Below are 16,139 nucleotides of genomic sequence, written 5' to 3'. Positions count from 1 at the left end.
TCACTTAGGTGGGCTTTTTTATTGCTTTTTGCTGGGCTTTTTCCTATCTTCAAAGATAATCAAATCATTTGAATATTGAACATTATGCTTTTAAGTAACCTTGAGTCTGTTCCTGGACATCGCATTTCTCAACAACTGGATGTGGTCTACGGCAGTACGGTTCGGAGTAAACATGTCGGGCGCGACTTTTTGGCAGGGTTAAAAAATATTGTCGGTGGTGAGCTCACTGCCTATACCGAGCTTTTAGAAGAATCCCGCCAAGAAGCCATGAATCGTATGATTGCAAAAGCACAAGGCTTAGGGGCCAATGCCATTGTAGGTATTCGTTTTTCAACCTCAAATATTGCCCAAGGTGCATCTGAGTTATTTGTTTATGGCACTGCAGTCCGTGTCACACCGTTAGACAACCATCTCCCCGATCCATTTCCAACACAGGCCTAAGCAATGGAAAGTTTAGTTTTCCAACTGCTGATCTTTGCGGTGCTCTTTAGCGTCGGTTTTGGCTTTGGTCGCTACAATGAACGTAAACATTTGGCGGAGCTTGAACAGAATGAGAAGCGTCTTGCCTACATTACCGTGGGTAATTTACGCAAAGTAAGCTTCGAACAGTCTGGGCACATGATCAGTAGCAATGTTGTGATTTCTCATGATTATTTCAAATATGTATTGGCGACCGTGCAAAACTTTTTTGGGGGTAGACTCACCAGCTATGAAAGTGTCGTCGATCGTGCCCGTCGTGAAGCTATCGTCCGACTCAAATTTGAAGCAGAAAAGCACGGCGCAACGCATGTTGCTTGTATGCGACTGGCGACCACAGAAATGGGCATGCAAGGCGGTATGGTTGAAGTCTTTGCTTATGGGACTGCCATTCAAAGTCCTCAAACAGTCACTATTGACCAATTATCCATTCACTAAACTCAAATAGCATGAGCGTTCAAAATAGCTCATGCTCGCTCACCTTCTATCGTACATTCGGTTGGTGATTACTCACTAGAGCATAATTCTCTACACTAAACATAATAAAAATGGACTTCACCTACACTACAAAGAGGTCACAGATAATGAAATCTTTAGCACTGAAAATAAGTATGGCTGTACTCAGCATGATTGCACGTGTAGCCAAAGCTGAATTAATTGTGCTGGCATCGCCTCAAAGTAATGATGCGTACTATGCAAAAATGATTGATGATATTTTTGATTTTCACGTCGATTATGCAAAAAAAAATTATTAAAAACGGAGACAATGTCGTTGTTCTGACGGACAAAGGCCTCTACCCCGACTATGTAAAAGCTTTGGGCAACAAGCATGTGGCAATCGCACCGATGCATGACATTTGGATGCGCGACTTCACCAGCGCCAATCCTGCTCAACCCGTCATGTTCCGCTACACGGCGGCAGGACAAGGTGGCGCTAAAAAAGGTCAGACCATTTCTGATGAAGTGCAAGACGAATTTAAGTACTACAGCCAAAAGGCTGGCTTACAGTTTTCGCAAAGCAAACTATTGAATGATGGCGGAAACTGGGTGGAAGATGGTTATGGTAATGTCGTCCTCAGCACCAAATTCCTAGCGGATAACAAGCTCACCGAAAGCGAAGCCCGTAAGAAACTCATGGCGCTGACGGGTGCAAAGCAGATTGCGTTCATTGAAGCCGATGAACAAGGGGGCTTAGAACATGCCGATGGTGTCGTCAGCTTTGTCGACCAAAACACCTTGGTGATTAACTCTTACCCTGAAGATCCCGACTATGCCAAGCAACTCAAAGCCGATTTAAAGCGCGGCATTCCCAATGTTAAAATTCGTGAAATCATCACCCCTTATGATGGCAGCGAAATCTACGATGGAAAATTTGGTTCTGCATGTGGTTTATACACCAACATGCTTGTCACGTCTGAACGGATTTACTTCCCGCAATTTGGGATTAAAGAAGATGCTGTCGCGTTACAGCAAATTCGTAGTGTAACCAAACGGACTGTTGTTCCAGTACAGTCTTCTAATGTCTGTCATATGGGCGGTGGTGTGCGCTGTATGTCTTGGCAAGTGCGTGGGAAAAATGCGGAATTTTTTTTAAACTATTTAAATAAAATCAGTAAGTAGTGCAGTGCGGCTCCCCTATCAATACATGGGGGGATGGGATATGGGAACAACATCCGCAAAAAGGCAGGTGGAAGAGACGTTCCTCCTGCCTTTTTCAATTTACTTCACTTTCATCTTACGAATCATTTTATACAACGTTGTAGGCGATAAACGAGACACCAGAACCCCCATTTTCTCCTTCCGTCCACCGACTACAATGTATTCTTCACCTTTAAGCAAAGCACTCACCACCGTTTGCGCAAAAATATCGGGTTCTAGACCATTTTCAATCGCTTCGTCTTGATGACCCTGTGGTTTACCCTCGCCATTTAAAGCATTAAACGAGACATTGGTTTTAACAAAGCCCGGGAAAATCACCGATACATCTACGCCCTCATTGGCCACTTCGGCACGCAGGCTATTTGCCCACATATGAATGGCAGCTTTGGCTGCTGAATAACTGGCACGGTACTGCGTCCCTAATAGCCCTGCAACACTCGAAACAAAAGCAATACGGCCAGATTTTTGCGCTAAAAATGTTGGTAGAACAGTTTTGGTTAAAAACACTTGTGAGAAATAATCCACTTCCATAATCGCACGTTCAGTCTGCATGCTGGTGTCAGCAATCAAGGCACGCTGGCTTAAACCCGCATTATTAATCAGCCAGTCTATCCGTCCTTTCTGGTTCAGCACTTGTTCATAGGCATGACGAACTTGAGCTTCGTCGGTAATGTCGGCACAAATAGAAATATGTTGATCTGGATTGAGCAGCCCGACGCGAACTTTTTCAAGCTCATCAAAACGTCTTGCCGTGAGTATCACCTTTGCCCCCTGTAAAGCACACTCTTTGGCCAGTGCTTCACCTAAGCCTGAAGATGCCCCCGTAATCCACACCACTTTAGCGTCTAAACTGTTTAACTGTGCCATGTCCTTATTGCCTCATACCGAAGTTTTATTTGCAGATTGATCATTTAAAAAAGTCAGGAAATGATCGAAATATTGACTCATCATCTGCGCATCATAGATACGCCCTAACTTATCAAAACGTTTATAGCCCAACTGAGTCGTTAAGTTAATCACCCCATTTAGTGTTTTATCGACCACCAGATTAAATTTAAGCATTTTTTTGGGTTCACGGACCAGACTGGTCACCCCTTGATCGACAATTTGTGTAAATACCTTCAAAGCTGGAGCAACATAACTGTTATTGCCCTTTTCCATCTGTTCCGCACAACCCAAAAGTTCGGTAACTAAGGTTTTTTCGACTGGGTAGCTTAAAAAATGCATGCTCTCGGTGTCATACATCATTTGCTCTAGATAATTCACCATTGGAATTAGACGGTCATTTGAAAAAAACGACACGGACCACGGCATGTACTTACGCATAGTGTCCACAATATGCTGAATAATTTTCTCAGACTCCCCATCGCCTGAGGTAGACAAGCGTGCAAGATCACCAAAGACTTGATCAATCACTTCACATGAAATATCCGCTAAAACCTCACCCAAAGGTTTGGCAAGGCTTTGGCTTTCGCCTGCATTAAGCTGTTGATGAATGTGGGCAAAGCGTTGGTGAGTTTCAGGTTTTAATTTTAATGATATTTGATAAGTCATAGTGATCCCCCCTTTTTTGATTTTTACTGCGAACAAAGCGCACTCTAGGTTTAGACACATCATAAAGCGCTCTGCATCATGTCGCAATTGCTAGATCAACGCATTTGCTTTACATGCCCCCATTTGCGATTTCTTTGCTACAATAGATGCAATTTTTTATCTACTTTTGAACTGTTTGAACTATGACTGATTCAGCGCAAAATATCGCTACAACTTACGATCCGACCGAGATCGAGAAAAAATGGTACCAAACTTGGGAAGAACGTGGCTATTTCAAGCCCTCTGAAAAAGGTGAGTCATTTTGTATCATGATTCCGCCGCCAAACGTCACCGGTAGCTTGCACATGGGTCATGGTTTTAACAATGCCATTATGGATGCGTTAACCCGCTACAACCGTATGTCAGGTAAAAACACCTTATGGCAACCAGGTACAGACCATGCGGGTATTGCCACGCAAATGGTAGTTGAGCGTCAGTTGGGTGCACAAGGTGTCAGCCGTCATGACTTAGGCCGTGAAAAATTCATCGAAAAAATCTGGGAATGGAAAGAGCAATCAGGCGACACCATCACCCGTCAAATCCGTCGTTTAGGTTCTTCAGTGGATTGGTCGCGTGAACGCTTCACCATGGATGAAGGTCTATCCAATGCCGTGAAAGAAGTTTTTGTGAAATTACACGAAGACGGCTTGATCTACCGTGGCAAACGTTTGGTGAACTGGGATCCAAAATTACAAACGGCACTTTCTGACCTCGAAGTTGAGTCGGATAAAGAAGAAGCAGGTTCACTGTGGCACTTCAAATACTTCTTTGAAGATAAAAACCTACGTACCCATGATGGTAAAGATCACATCGTTGTCGCGACCACTCGTCCTGAAACATTGCTCGGTGATACTGCGGTTGCTGTGGCACTGGATGATGAACGCTATACGCACCTTGTGGGCCAGAACATTATCCTGCCAATTACAGGCCGTGCTGTTCCAATCGTTAAAGACGAATATGTCGATAAAGAGTTCGGTACAGGCTGTGTGAAAATTACGCCTGCGCACGACTTTAACGACTATGAAGTCGGTAAGCGTTGTGAATTGCCAATCATCAATATCTTCAATAAAAATGCAGAAGTGTTGGCTGAGTTTGAATATATCGCGAAAGCGGGTGAGCAAATCTCGAAAACCATCCCAGCCCCTGCGGACTATATTGGTTTAGAGCGTTTTGAAGCACGTAAAAAACTGGTTGAACAAGCTGAAGCTGAAGGTTGGTTAGATCAAATTCAACCTTACACCTTGAAACCACCTCGTGGTGATCGTTCAGGTGTGATCGTTGAGCCATTATTGACAGACCAATGGTATGTAAAAATTGCACCATTGGCGCAACCAGCAATTGAAGCGGTTCAAGACGGTCGCATCAAGTTTGTTCCTGAGCAGTACAGCAACATGTACATGGCGTGGATGAACAACATTCAAGACTGGTGTATCTCTCGTCAACTTTGGTGGGGTCACCGTATCCCAGCTTGGTATGATGCTGAAGGCAACATCTATGTCGGTCGTGACGAAGCTGAAGTCCGTGCAAAAAACAACATCCCTGCTGATGTTGCGCTTAGCCAAGACGAAGACGTACTGGACACATGGTTCTCTTCTGCGCTGTGGACCTTCTCAACTTTAGGTTGGACGGGCGATGCCAAAAAAGATGCGGAAAACTATTTCCTCAATACTTTCCACCCAACCGATGTCTTAGTCACTGGTTTTGACATCATCTTCTTCTGGGTTGCTCGTATGATCATGTTTACGATGCACTTCATGAAGAATGAAGATGGTACGCCACAAGTACCGTTTAAAACGGTCTATGTTCACGGTCTAGTTCGTGATGGTGAAGGTCAAAAAATGTCGAAGTCTAAGGGCAACGTGCTTGACCCTCTTGACTTGATTGACGGTGTAGACCTTGAGACGTTGGTACAAAAACGTACTACAGGTCTGATGAACCCGAAACAAGCGGCGAAGATTGAAAAATCGACCCGTAAAGAATTCCCAGAAGGCATTCAAGCCTATGGTACAGATGCAGTGCGTTTCACCTTCTGTGCGCTTGCCAACACAGGCCGTGACATTAAGTTCGATATGAAGCGTGTTGAAGGCTACCGTAACTTTGCCAACAAGATCTGGAACGCAACCCGTTTCGTGATGATGAACTGTGAAGAGCAAGTGATTGGTACTGAAGTTCGTCAAGACCTTTGGGAATTGCCTGAACAGTGGATCGTAAGCCGTTTGCAAAAAGCTGAAGCTGCGGTGCAACAAGCCTTTGCAACTTACCGTTTAGACTTGGCTGCACAAGCAATTTACGAGTTCATTTGGAATGAATACTGTGACTGGTATGTCGAACTGACGAAACCTGTTTTGAACGATGAAAATGTATCGGTTGAGCGTAAAGCTGAAGTTCGTCGTGTACTTCTTGCGGTAATGGAAGCATCTTTACGTCTTGCACATCCAATCATGCCGTATTTGACTGAAGAAATTTGGCAGACGCTTGCACCGAAACTTGGCATTTCTGGCGAAACCATTATGTTGGCGCAGTACCCTGTTGCTAACCCTGAGCGTGTAAACGAACAGGCTGAAGCAGATATGCAATGGCTTCAAGGTTTGATTGGTGCGGTACGTAACATCCGTGGTGAAATGGGCTTAGGTAATGCGCGTCTATTACCAGTATTGCTACAAAACACGACGGAAGCTGAGAAAGCACAGATCACGCGTATTGAAGCGTTGTTTAAAGCTTTAGCAAAAGTAGAAAGCATTACGTTCTTGGCTGATGGCGAGCAACCGCCATTGTCTTCATCAAGCGTTGTTGGTCACGTGTCTGTATTCGTCCCAATGAAAGGTTTAATTGACCCGAAAGCGGAATTGGGTCGCCTTCAGAAAGACTTAGACAAAGTGCAAAAGCAGCATGACATCATTGCAGGCAAACTTTCTAATGAAGGTTTTGTGGCAAAAGCGCCTGCTGCTGTTGTTGAAGGTGAGAAAGTCAAACTTGCTGAGTTTGCTGATCAGTTAGCGAAGATTAAAGCGAATATGGAGCAAATTTCGGCGCTTTAATGTGTTGTTAGTTTGATCTAATTTGTGTATAAAGGGCTGATTATTCAGCCCTTTATTTTTAGAATCAAACTAATCTATATCCCCAAGAGTATCCAATTATCTTATCCAAAAAAAGACTATCATCATCAGATAAGTTATGTTTGCTGCCAAATTTATTTTTAAATTCTTATAAAAATTCTTGGGTGACTCCCATAAAATATTCTGGTACTTCGTAATGAGATATATTTTTTAATAAATCATTTTCACCATATAGTTCGTCTAAAAGTTTTTTTGCATCTTTCAGCATTTCTTGTTGTTTGAAAAATGCTAAATTATTTTCATCAATGAAATCAGGATTCGTCTCTACCAATGTAGTACCGTGAGCTAAAATATTTCTTAAGCGGAATAATATTTTTATTTTCTTAAATAGTGCTTTATCAATTTCAGTATCGAAATGAAATTTTAGGTAACTAAAGTAATACTTAAATACATTCTCAATCCCGCCATCATTTTCAACACGAATTAAAAAGTTATCTAAAATATTTTCATAAGGACTTTTAGTATCTTGACCTTTCTTAGAGTTCTCTTCTACATGTTTATTAATCACAGCTCTTAAATTCTGTGACAAAATAAATCTAAGAATGCCTTCAATTATTGCAGCATTTAAAGATAACAATGGGAAATTATATACATAATTATCAATTCTTCTAGAATCACGAAAGAATGTATCCACGCTCATTCCAAATGTTTTTGCTAACTCTTCTTTTGATTCCGTTGGTGCATTTTTTCTTTTATGAAGCAATGCTAATTCTTCGTAGCTTCTAAGTAAAACTTGATTAGTAGCTAAATTATAATAAGACATTTTTTCCCCTAATAAGACATTAAGAATAGACTTCTTGCGTTAGTCAAATTTTAAGTAGCCGAAAGCTATATTTTATGAGGTTTTAGCCAATTCAAAAAATAGATAAAACTATACTTTCGCAAGAGGTCTAATCAATTAATTATATCAATAAATCTATTTTATATTATTAAACCTTAGTTATTAAATTAAATAGTTTTAATCTAGAACATATCTGCCACAAATCCTCCAAAACTCTATCCGTCAAGCCCCAACACATCAGAATTCCAGTACCGCACGGCAGTTAAGCCCAAAGCCTCTAAAAAAACTTGGTTCGTTCAACATCATATGCCATGAGATCATTAGTTCCATGCTGACTGCCATCCAACTCAATGATCAAGCCAATTTCATGACAGTAAAAATCCACAATATACGGTGCAATCACATACTGTCCGCAAGGAGGTGAGGGAAAATCAAAGTACCCCATGTTCCAACAACATCTCCACCCCACTCAGCTTTTTCATATACACATGCTCAGCTTTTACTTTTTTTGCTTATTTATCAGAGATATGCAAAGCCATCTACGCCACCAAAGCAATCAAGTCATTAAAGATGGAAAATACGCTAATCGATCAAAAGCGTAAAGTCTTTCCAACGGAGATGCTGTGCGTAACGTGATTTATCTAGCAATTGTGATGCAGCGTCTAAAAAGTGAAATACGCTTATCTTGCGCTGCTGTGCAGCTCATAGCGTTTAGCCATGAGCCGCGTTATTATTGAATTTGTTGACCGCCCCTAAGCAATCACCTTTAATTGATGAAAATCAATTACACAAAATTATTTACAGGCTCAACCCACTTTAAAAATTAAATGACCAGCCGAATGCTCTATTTTTAAGTAAGTTTTTTAAACAATCAAAATCCTTATAACTATTTAAACACTGTTCATCTTGCAATAGCTTTCTTCGAATTTCTGTCAAATCATATTGGTACTTCTTAGCCAAATCAGCAGGTTTAAAAGTCTGTTTATAAAAACCAGAGCTTTCCCAATCAAATGAGTAAATAATGTGATCTAACTCAATTTGCAATTGTTCAATTTGATCTTCTAGCAATAGATTATAAGATTTCAAATGTTCATTTGCGATTTTAACTGCTTGTTTTTGATCACCTTGTTCTGTATAAGCACGTAACTTTAACAGCGTAAGTAAATCTTTTTCTTCAAGTGCAGTATTTGCTTGCTGCAAAAGCTCAGTTTTCTCTATACGTTTTTGCTCATCTCTTTCGCGGTCAGGATGGATCACAGAGGCAATTTTTAAATAAATGCTTTTTAATGACTGCCCTGCCATTTTTTTTGCATCTTCAAGTTGCATTTGCTTCTTTAAAATTTTCTTTTTTTCTTTTTCTGCAAACTTTTGATATGCCTCACGTTCATGATCATTAAGTTGATTTTGAATGAAATCAGCTTCCTTTCGATCAAATTTTTCTTTTACTTTTTGCATAAACTCTTCAAGATTTTCGAGATCAAAATCAAAGTCAATCCAGTCCTCAGACACACCCAATTGATCTGCAAGAATTTCTTTCATCACTTGTTTTTGCATCATTTCATCAACATCATGCTCTGAATGAAAATCATCCTCTGTATCATCTACTTGTGATGTAGGCAAATGATCATGGTCTTCTAAAATTTTGTAAAATTGAGCAATGACGATGGTCAATTTATGTTGTTCTTCAGACAGATTGGGATTATTTAAAAGTTGACTCACTAAAATTGAGATTTTTTTATCTAAACGCTCTAAATGGGTTTTAGCAAATTTATGCGATTGTTTATATTGCCAAAGTACCTCTAGTTGACTAAATAAAACTTGGTGCCATTGGGCATATAATGGCAAGAGTTCAAAACTTGCATCCTCCTGTACTTTTTGTTGTGCTTGTTGCCACTCAACCAAAGAGAGTTGTAATTTCTCAATTTTTTGAATCTGACGATTAAACTTTTTTTGTTGTGGGGATAAATTTTCAGTTTCTTGATACAAACTTAAATCTAAAATGCTCATGACTTTATTTCAATACAAATGCGATTTGACTCAATATTTTAACAGAAAGCATGCCTACGACTATTTGTTTAAAAAAGTAAAATCTTATCTCATAGAACCCCATGCTCCATCAAGATCTTCATCCCACTCACCTTTTTCATATGCTTTAAACGTTCCTTTTCCCACTTCAACTGCTGTTTTAACTCGGTAGCATCCTTATCTATCTCCTTATACACATCACTCATTTTGAGCTGTTTGGTATTGATATGACTACTCAAGTGAAAAGACGCAAAGATCTCATCTAATTGACCTTGTAAACTCTGACTCTGCGCTTCCAAAGCCAACTGATAAAACTTCACTTGCTCCGAGCTTAAAGCTTTTGAGCTTAGGCTTTTATTGATCTCTAGCTGTAACTGAAGCTTCAATAAATAAAATAAATCCTGCGCTGCATAAGCTTCATTGACCTTCTGCAAAAGTTCGGTCTTCTCTAACTTCTTCGTTTCGTCAGGTTCACGGTCAGGGTGAATCATCGCGGTAATTTTTAAATACACCGTTTTCAGTGACTGCGCTGCCATTTTGGCGGTTTGCTCGCGTTTTTCTTGTTGTTTTAACTGCTTGGCACGTTCTCTCTCTGCTTCATATTGGGCAGAATCGTATTCATAATTTTCCCAGTCTACATCCACGTTTTGTTCTACTATTTCAGCGAGGTCATGATTTTGTATTGAGTTCGCTTTGGTTTTCTTCGAGCGTATATGCTCTGCATGCTGCATATAGAAAGTATCAATTTTCTCTACTTGCTCTTTCTGCGCTGAAGTTAGCATTTGTGATTTTCTTAGCATCTTGGCTAAAGCGGCTATTTTGGTGTCAATCTGCGCCAGATCAACTTTGCTAAAGCCATCGCTGGCTAAGTGATTCCACAAGGTATCCAGCTGTGTAAATAGAACCGTATGTAACTCGCTATACACAGGTAAAAGCTTACTGCGTGTATAGTTTTGAATGTCGGCTTGCGCATTTTTCCATGCTGCCAGTTCTTGTTTTTGTTGTTCAATACGTTCAATCAAACGATTTAATTTTTTCTGCTGCGGACTGAGTTGAGCCTCTGGCTGAGCCGTCGTTTTTAACGCTGAAGACATAACCCACCCAACCCAGTACAAAAGAGAAATTATAGCGCGATCTTAGCGCACAAGCAGTGATCTCTCTTTAAGCCAATTTTAAAATCTGAGTGATTCAAATTTCAAATAAAAAAAGCCCATCATTCGATGAGCATTTTATTGAGTGAAATAGCTTTACCAATAGTTTTCGACCGCGATATTTCCTTCACCACGGCGATTCATGGTCAGACCACGTGCTTTCAGGGCTTCTTTGGTGTCTTCAACCATTTGCGGGTTACCACACAGCATCACATGGCTGGTTTCAGGGTTCAGACTCAAACCAACTGCTTTTTCAAGCTCACCATTTTCAATCAGTACAGGTAAGCGGTCATGCAGTGGCACATGCGGATCACGCGTAATAATCGGCACAAATTTAAAGCCTGTATGCCCTTCACCAAAAGTCTCTGCAATTTCTTGAATACGTGTTGCATAGGCCAGCTCAGACGCTGTACGTACACTATAAACCAGTGTAATGCTCTCGTATTTCGACCACGTCTCAAAGTCTTGTAACATCGAGATAAAAGGTGCCAACCCTGTCCCTGTGCCCAGTAACCATAAGTCTTTTGGTAACGGCAATTGATAACGCGCCAAAGTCAAAAAGCCGTACGGGATCTTTTCGAGGTAAATCTCATCATCGACTTTTAAGTGTTGTAAATTTGAGGTAAATGCACCTTCAGGCACCACAATCGAGAAAAACTCTAAAGTTTCATCAAAGGGAGAGGACACTACCGAATACGCTCGAACCACCAATTCATCACCCACTTTGATGCCAATACGGGCAAATTGTCCTGCGGTAAACTTGAAATGTGCAGGTCGCGTCATGGTGAAGCTAAAAAGTGTATTGGTCCAACGGTGTACGGATAAAACTTTTTCTAGGCTAAATTTTTCAATTGACATGATTTCAGCGTGGCATCAAAGACGTTGCTCATGTTAGCATGACCACATAATTTGTTAATATTTTTTAAATGTTAAGGCTATATTCATGCGCATGACTTTACGCCAGTTGGCGGTTTTTGTAGCAGTTGCTCAAGAAGGCACAGTAACCAAAGCCAGTGATGCGGTTCGACTCACCCAGAGTGCTGCGAGTATGGCTTTAGCAGATCTAGAAGACGGTTTGGGGGCTCCACTGTTTGACCGTCTAGGTAAGCGTCTTCAACTCAACGATTTGGGTCGTTTCCTACTGCCACAAGCTTTAGAAATTTTGGGTCGCTGTGATGCTTTCGAACAAGCCGCTAAAGGTGAGTTACAAAGCATTGATTTACGTTTAGGTGCAACCCTAACCATCAGTGACTACCTCATGCCTGACCTGATGGCTGACTTCTTACAAATTCAACCTCAAGCCCATTTACAGCTGCAAGTTGGCAACACTCGTCAAATGATTGAGGCGGTGAATCAGTTCCAACTAGATTTGGCCTTGATTGAAGGCTCTTGTCACTTGCCACAGCTCCAGTGTATTCACTGGCGTGACGATGAATTAGCGGTCTGCTGTGCACCAGAACATCCTTTGGCACAGTTAAATCGTACATTAACGCCTGAAGACTTTAAATCGGTCGAGTGGATCTTGCGCGAAGAAGGTTCAGGTACACGTGAAGTGTTTGATAATGCTATTTTAAAAGACTTGCCTGATGCCAATATCCGTCTGACCTTGGGTCATAATGAAGCGATTTTAAAAATCGTGGCGGGTGGTTTAGGGATGTCATGTATTTCAAAACTGGCAACAGAGCCTTTGCGCGAAAAAGGCCAGTTGGTGGTGCTTGATACGCCGTTTTGGTCTCTAACGCGTCCACTATTCATGTTAGTACATCGTCAGAAGTACCAAGGGCCAGGACTCAAAGCCTTTATGAAATTCTGCGAAAAATAAGTAAGCAAAAAGCACCCGAGGGTGCTTTTTTTATTTCCCAAATTGGCGCTCACAAGGCTCACCATCATTGTTCCCATCCATTTGGGTATTTGGACAATTCCTTAAGAAGTAAACCGCTTCTTCATAAGAACGCATTTGGGAGCAATGGGTTCGTCCATCGCATTTAAACTGCCCTGTGCTGACAGGTAAGCGACCATTTTGTTTATCAATACTTTCCGTCACGCGTTCAGAGCGTGGTTGATTGGTCTGATGCAGACCTGCATCTAAATTACGCTTCCCTTGCTCAGATAGGATTTGATCGGGCAACTTTCCTAAAGCTTTACGCTGTTCTTCTACAATCTGTTGTTGCTCGAACATCAACTGTTCAGCTTTACGCTGTTTTTCTGCACTATAACTTTGATATTTCCCATAGGTCAAAAAGCCCAATACCGCGACGATAATGATGCCAATCACGGTGATGATAGTACTTTTATGCCCTGCCTCATGGTAACGTGGTGAGGCTTGGGTACGTGCTTTTTTCTTATTTGATGATGTCGTGGCTTTGCTTTCTGAGGACAGACCGAGCCGCTGGATATTGCCAGCCTTAAACTTGCCTTGGTCTTCTACAATCATAAACTTAAGCACTTCACCAAGCTTGGGTTCAATGTTGTTCTGTGGCAAATCTTTGATATGAAAAAACACATCATCAATATCCCCTTCCACCGCAATGAAACCAAAACCACGTGGGGTACTAAAGCTTTTGATTTTTCCTTTCAGAAACATAATCTGCTCTATTCAACTGTATTTTTCGTATTGTAATCAATAAAAAAGAGGCTAAAAAGTCTCTTTGCTTCAAAATGCAAAGATTAATCTTTGCACGATTGAACTCTGAATCAACACTGACTTAGCGTCTAAAATTAGACAATAAATCCGTGGTAATCGATTTATTATGGCTTGAGACTTTCGATTTCTTGGCTTTGGCAGAGTTGTCTTCAACCCGCTCAATTTTAATTGCTTTATAGCGATCGCCATTTTCAACCACATTAAACTTCACGCGTTCATTGCGTTTCGGCTCACCTGAGTCTGCAGGAAAATCCGAGATATGAAAAAATACGTCGCCTTCAGGTGAGGAAATAAAGCCAAAACCTTTGTCAGCGTTATATTGCTTAACTTTTCCTTGATATTGCTCGGCCTTCATAAACAGATCCTAATATGTACACGCTTTGTTGTAGTATATAAAAAAGAGGCTATAAAAGCCTCTTTTTGCTGGGGCTCAATCTTAATCTTTTTGAACTGAACCAAAGATTTTATCGCCCGCATCGCCTAGACCCGGCACGATATAACCATTGGCATTTAAGCCTTGGTCAATTGAAGCCGTGAAAATAGTGACATCTGGGTGCGCATCCAAAACACGTTTAATACCTTCAGGCGCCGCAACCAACACCATCACACGAATGTCTTTACAGCCACTTGCTTTCAATACATCAATCGCAGCAACCAATGAAGAACCCGTTGCAAGCATTGGGTCGATGATCATCGCTAAACGGTTTTGTACATCTGGAACTAATTTTTTGTAATAAGTACGTGCTTCAAGTGTTTCTTCATCACGCTCTAAACCCAGTACAGACACTTTGGCACTTGGAATCAGGTTTAAAAAACCATCCAACATACCAATACCCGCACGTAAAATTGGCACAACCGTGATTTTTTTACCGACAATGCGATCTACCGTTACTTTACCATTCCAACCATCAATTTCATGGTCGCAAACAGGTAAATCTTTGGTCGCTTCATAGGTCAACAGCATGGTCACTTCCTGAGCCAGCTCACGGAAGTTTTTAGTGCTGATATCTGCACGACGAAGAAGACCAAGCTTATGACGAATGAGTGGATGACGAATTTCATGGATAGCCACGGGAGAGCACCTAAAAGGTAAAATAAAATTCCTTACATTATAAAGCTTTTTATCGTGTGATAAAAACAAAAAAGCCCCCAATTGATGGAGGCTTTTTTGTTAAAACGAAACGTTTTTAAAAATTAGTGCTGTTGAGAAAGCATAAAGTGGATTGGAGATAGAATCTCTGACTGGAGTGCTAACTTGATAATTGGATCTGGATAGATACCAATCACAAGCACTGCTGCCGCAGCTAAAAGCACCATAATACCACCCACTTTTTGGCCCCAATGATCCACAGCGTCTACACGCGGTGCATCTGGTGGTGTCATGTACATAACAACCATCACACGGAGGTAGTAGTACAGACCAATACCAGAACCAACGATGATCATCGCAGCAAGGAACCAATGCTGAGTCGTTACAGCAGCCATGACCACAAGGAACTTACCAATGAAGCCCGCTGTCAATGGAATACCAGCAAGCGATAGCATCATCACGGTTAATACGGCAGTCAACACTGGACGACGCCAGAATAGACCACGGTAGTCCGCTAGACTTTCTGCTTCGTCTACGTTGTTGTATGGACTAGACATCAATGCAACCGCACCGAACGCACCAATCGTAGTTAACACATAAGTGATCACATAGACCGATACGTTACCAAGGCTTGCATAAGTCATGCTGATTAAACCAATCAACAAGTAACCAAAGTGCGCAATTGAAGAGTATGCCAAGATACGTTTCAAGTTCACTTGTTTCACTGCAAGGAAGTTACCCACCAAGATCGATAACACCGCAATCACGGTTAAGATCGTCACGATTGAGTCAACAAGAATCGCACCTGAAGTAAGGATGTAACGTACAAACAGACCAATCGTCGCTACTTTTGCAGCTGTAGCAAGGAATGTTGCGATCGGAGTCGGTGCACCTGCATAAACGTCTGGCGTCCATTTGTGGAATGGCGCTAAAGACAGTTTGAATGCCACAGCAAAAACAATCAGGCCTAAACCTAAAAGTACCATTGGCTGTTGGATGTTTTGCATTAACGCTTGAACATTGTCATAGAACGACATTGAACCTGTGTACGCGTAAATATAAGCCATACCCATCAACAACATTGCCGAAGCTGTTGCTGAAAGCACCAAGTACTTCACACCCGCTTCTAAAGACTTAGAACGCTGGTGTGTATAGGCCAATAAGCCATATACAGGAATCGACATCAACTCAAGGCTAATGAAGAAAGATGCATAGTGAGAGCTTGCCACCATTAACATTGCACCAGTCACTGATGACAACATTAAGATATACAACTCTTCACGGTTATCTTTATAGCTTTCGATATAGGCATGCGACAGAGTACAGCATGCCAAAGCAGCAATTAGAATAATTACTTGGTACAGCAAGGTGAACGCATCCACCATGAACATACCCATCACGTTCGCAGGTTTGAAAGCACCACCGAACATTGTGAATAGTACATATGCTGCCGCAAGGTTTAAGCCCACAACTGATGCTGTCGCAATTAAGTTATGGTTACGCTTAATTGCAGTAAGAATCATCACGACAATCGTTGTTAAAGCAACGATCATCACAGGAGCTAAAGGCATAAGCTCAGAAAATGACATTGTGAAGTTCATGA

14 protein-coding genes and 2 pseudogenes are annotated in these 16,139 nt (G+C 41.4%); 5 read left to right on the top strand and 11 right to left on the bottom strand.

The window, feature by feature from the left end; all coding sequences use genetic code 11:
* Positions 1-84 precede the first annotated feature (84 nt).
* From AC4MC0_RS03870 to AC4MC0_RS03860, 3 genes and pseudogenes are all read left to right on the top strand, one after another.
* On the top strand, positions 85-441 hold the full coding sequence (locus AC4MC0_RS03870) for a YbjQ family protein (RefSeq protein WP_094148967.1): 357 nt from the start codon (positions 85-87) through the stop codon (positions 439-441).
* A 3-nt stretch (positions 442-444) separates the two neighbouring features.
* Positions 445-915: a YbjQ family protein gene (locus AC4MC0_RS03865; protein ID WP_183173052.1), complete on the top strand. Its 471-nt coding sequence runs from the start codon at positions 445-447 to the stop codon at positions 913-915.
* Between the two features lie 146 nt (positions 916-1,061).
* A pseudogene (locus AC4MC0_RS03860) lies at positions 1,062-2,097 on the top strand (agmatine deiminase family protein).
* Positions 2,098-2,196: 99 nt separating this feature from the next.
* Here the strand turns inward: AC4MC0_RS03860 and AC4MC0_RS03855 are convergent.
* Both AC4MC0_RS03855 and AC4MC0_RS03850 read right to left on the bottom strand, forming a co-directional pair.
* Positions 2,197-3,003 carry an SDR family NAD(P)-dependent oxidoreductase gene (locus AC4MC0_RS03855; protein WP_335997536.1) on the bottom strand — a complete coding sequence of 269 codons (807 nt, stop codon included), beginning with the start codon at positions 3,001-3,003 and terminating at the stop codon, positions 2,197-2,199.
* Positions 3,004-3,015: 12 nt separating this feature from the next.
* Complete coding sequence (locus tag AC4MC0_RS03850; protein WP_004982886.1) at positions 3,016-3,690, bottom strand: hypothetical protein; 675 nt, start codon at positions 3,688-3,690, stop codon at positions 3,016-3,018.
* Between the two features lie 182 nt (positions 3,691-3,872).
* Between AC4MC0_RS03850 and AC4MC0_RS03845 the strand changes: the two genes are divergently transcribed.
* A complete protein-coding gene (locus AC4MC0_RS03845) occupies positions 3,873-6,767 on the top strand; it encodes a valine--tRNA ligase (protein WP_335997539.1) in 2,895 nt (964 codons plus the stop codon).
* Positions 6,768-6,933: 166 nt separating this feature from the next.
* Here the strand turns inward: AC4MC0_RS03845 and AC4MC0_RS03840 are convergent, their stop codons facing one another.
* The 5 genes and pseudogenes from AC4MC0_RS03840 to AC4MC0_RS03820 all read right to left on the bottom strand — a co-directional run bounded on the left by AC4MC0_RS03840 (position 6,934) and on the right by AC4MC0_RS03820 (position 11,660).
* Positions 6,934-7,608, bottom strand: coding sequence for a hypothetical protein (locus AC4MC0_RS03840; RefSeq protein ID WP_005400355.1), 675 nt, complete (start codon positions 7,606-7,608; stop codon positions 6,934-6,936).
* Positions 7,609-7,774: 166 nt separating this feature from the next.
* Positions 7,775-8,035: pseudogene (locus tag AC4MC0_RS03835) on the bottom strand (endonuclease domain-containing protein); the annotation flags it as partial.
* A gap of 407 nt (positions 8,036-8,442) precedes the next feature.
* On the bottom strand, positions 8,443-9,633 hold the full coding sequence (locus AC4MC0_RS03830) for a molecular chaperone DnaJ (RefSeq protein WP_335997541.1): 1,191 nt from the start codon (positions 9,631-9,633) through the stop codon (positions 8,443-8,445).
* A gap of 89 nt (positions 9,634-9,722) precedes the next feature.
* Positions 9,723-10,745 (bottom strand): molecular chaperone DnaJ, encoded by a 1,023-nt coding sequence (locus AC4MC0_RS03825; protein ID WP_491887290.1) that lies wholly within the window; start codon positions 10,743-10,745, stop codon positions 9,723-9,725.
* Positions 10,746-10,898: 153 nt separating this feature from the next.
* Entirely contained in the window at positions 10,899-11,660 is a 762-nt protein-coding gene (locus AC4MC0_RS03820) for a ferredoxin--NADP reductase (protein ID WP_114837125.1), read from the bottom strand.
* Between the two features lie 85 nt (positions 11,661-11,745).
* Here AC4MC0_RS03820 and gigC point away from each other — a divergent pair, with 85 nt between their 5' ends.
* A complete protein-coding gene (gene gigC / locus AC4MC0_RS03815; protein WP_004695408.1) occupies positions 11,746-12,624 on the top strand; it encodes a LysR family transcriptional regulator GigC in 879 nt (292 codons plus the stop codon).
* A 30-nt stretch (positions 12,625-12,654) separates the two neighbouring features.
* On the opposite strand, the gene AC4MC0_RS03810 is transcribed toward gigC, so the two are convergent.
* From AC4MC0_RS03810 to nuoN, 4 genes are all read right to left on the bottom strand, one after another.
* On the bottom strand, positions 12,655-13,386 hold the full coding sequence (locus AC4MC0_RS03810; RefSeq protein ID WP_335997546.1) for a cold shock domain-containing protein: 732 nt from the start codon (positions 13,384-13,386) through the stop codon (positions 12,655-12,657).
* A 121-nt stretch (positions 13,387-13,507) separates the two neighbouring features.
* Complete coding sequence (locus AC4MC0_RS03805; RefSeq protein WP_005400349.1) at positions 13,508-13,801, bottom strand: cold shock domain-containing protein; 294 nt, start codon at positions 13,799-13,801, stop codon at positions 13,508-13,510.
* A gap of 81 nt (positions 13,802-13,882) precedes the next feature.
* Entirely contained in the window at positions 13,883-14,518 is a 636-nt protein-coding gene (upp, locus tag AC4MC0_RS03800; RefSeq protein WP_058870138.1) for a uracil phosphoribosyltransferase, read from the bottom strand.
* 122 nt (positions 14,519-14,640) lie between these two features.
* Positions 14,641-16,137, bottom strand: a complete 1,497-nt coding sequence (gene nuoN / locus AC4MC0_RS03795) for an NADH-quinone oxidoreductase subunit NuoN (protein ID WP_005400347.1) — start codon at positions 16,135-16,137, stop codon at positions 14,641-14,643.
* Positions 16,138-16,139: the final 2 nt, after the last annotated feature.

The sequence above is a fragment of the Acinetobacter sp. CAU_H_S139_7 genome, assembly GCF_058599305.1.
The sequence above is the reverse complement of the archived record's forward strand: the minus strand, read 5'-3'. Positions and strand labels throughout refer to the sequence as shown.

Bases quoted from the DNA above. Each gene is read 5' to 3' on its own strand.
- AC4MC0_RS03870 (WP_094148967.1), top strand. From the start codon at position 85: ATGCTTTTAAGTAACCTTGAGTCTGTTCCTGGACATCGCATTTCTCAA.
- nuoN (WP_005400347.1), bottom strand. From the start codon at position 16,137: ATGAACTTCACAATGTCATTTTCTGAGCTTATGCCTTTAGCTCCTGTG.
- gigC (WP_004695408.1), top strand. From the start codon at position 11,746: ATGCGCATGACTTTACGCCAGTTGGCGGTTTTTGTAGCAGTTGCTCAA.
- AC4MC0_RS03840 (WP_005400355.1), bottom strand. From the start codon at position 7,608: ATGTCTTATTATAATTTAGCTACTAATCAAGTTTTACTTAGAAGCTAC.
- AC4MC0_RS03820 (WP_114837125.1), bottom strand. From the start codon at position 11,660: ATGTCAATTGAAAAATTTAGCCTAGAAAAAGTTTTATCCGTACACCGT.
- AC4MC0_RS03825 (WP_491887290.1), bottom strand. From the start codon at position 10,745: ATGTCTTCAGCGTTAAAAACGACGGCTCAGCCAGAGGCTCAACTCAGT.
- AC4MC0_RS03850 (WP_004982886.1), bottom strand. From the start codon at position 3,690: ATGACTTATCAAATATCATTAAAATTAAAACCTGAAACTCACCAACGC.
- AC4MC0_RS03810 (WP_335997546.1), bottom strand. From the start codon at position 13,386: ATGTTTCTGAAAGGAAAAATCAAAAGCTTTAGTACCCCACGTGGTTTT.
- AC4MC0_RS03805 (WP_005400349.1), bottom strand. From the start codon at position 13,801: ATGAAGGCCGAGCAATATCAAGGAAAAGTTAAGCAATATAACGCTGAC.
- AC4MC0_RS03865 (WP_183173052.1), top strand. From the start codon at position 445: ATGGAAAGTTTAGTTTTCCAACTGCTGATCTTTGCGGTGCTCTTTAGC.
- AC4MC0_RS03855 (WP_335997536.1), bottom strand. From the start codon at position 3,003: ATGGCACAGTTAAACAGTTTAGACGCTAAAGTGGTGTGGATTACGGGG.
- AC4MC0_RS03830 (WP_335997541.1), bottom strand. From the start codon at position 9,633: ATGAGCATTTTAGATTTAAGTTTGTATCAAGAAACTGAAAATTTATCC.
- AC4MC0_RS03845 (WP_335997539.1), top strand. From the start codon at position 3,873: ATGACTGATTCAGCGCAAAATATCGCTACAACTTACGATCCGACCGAG.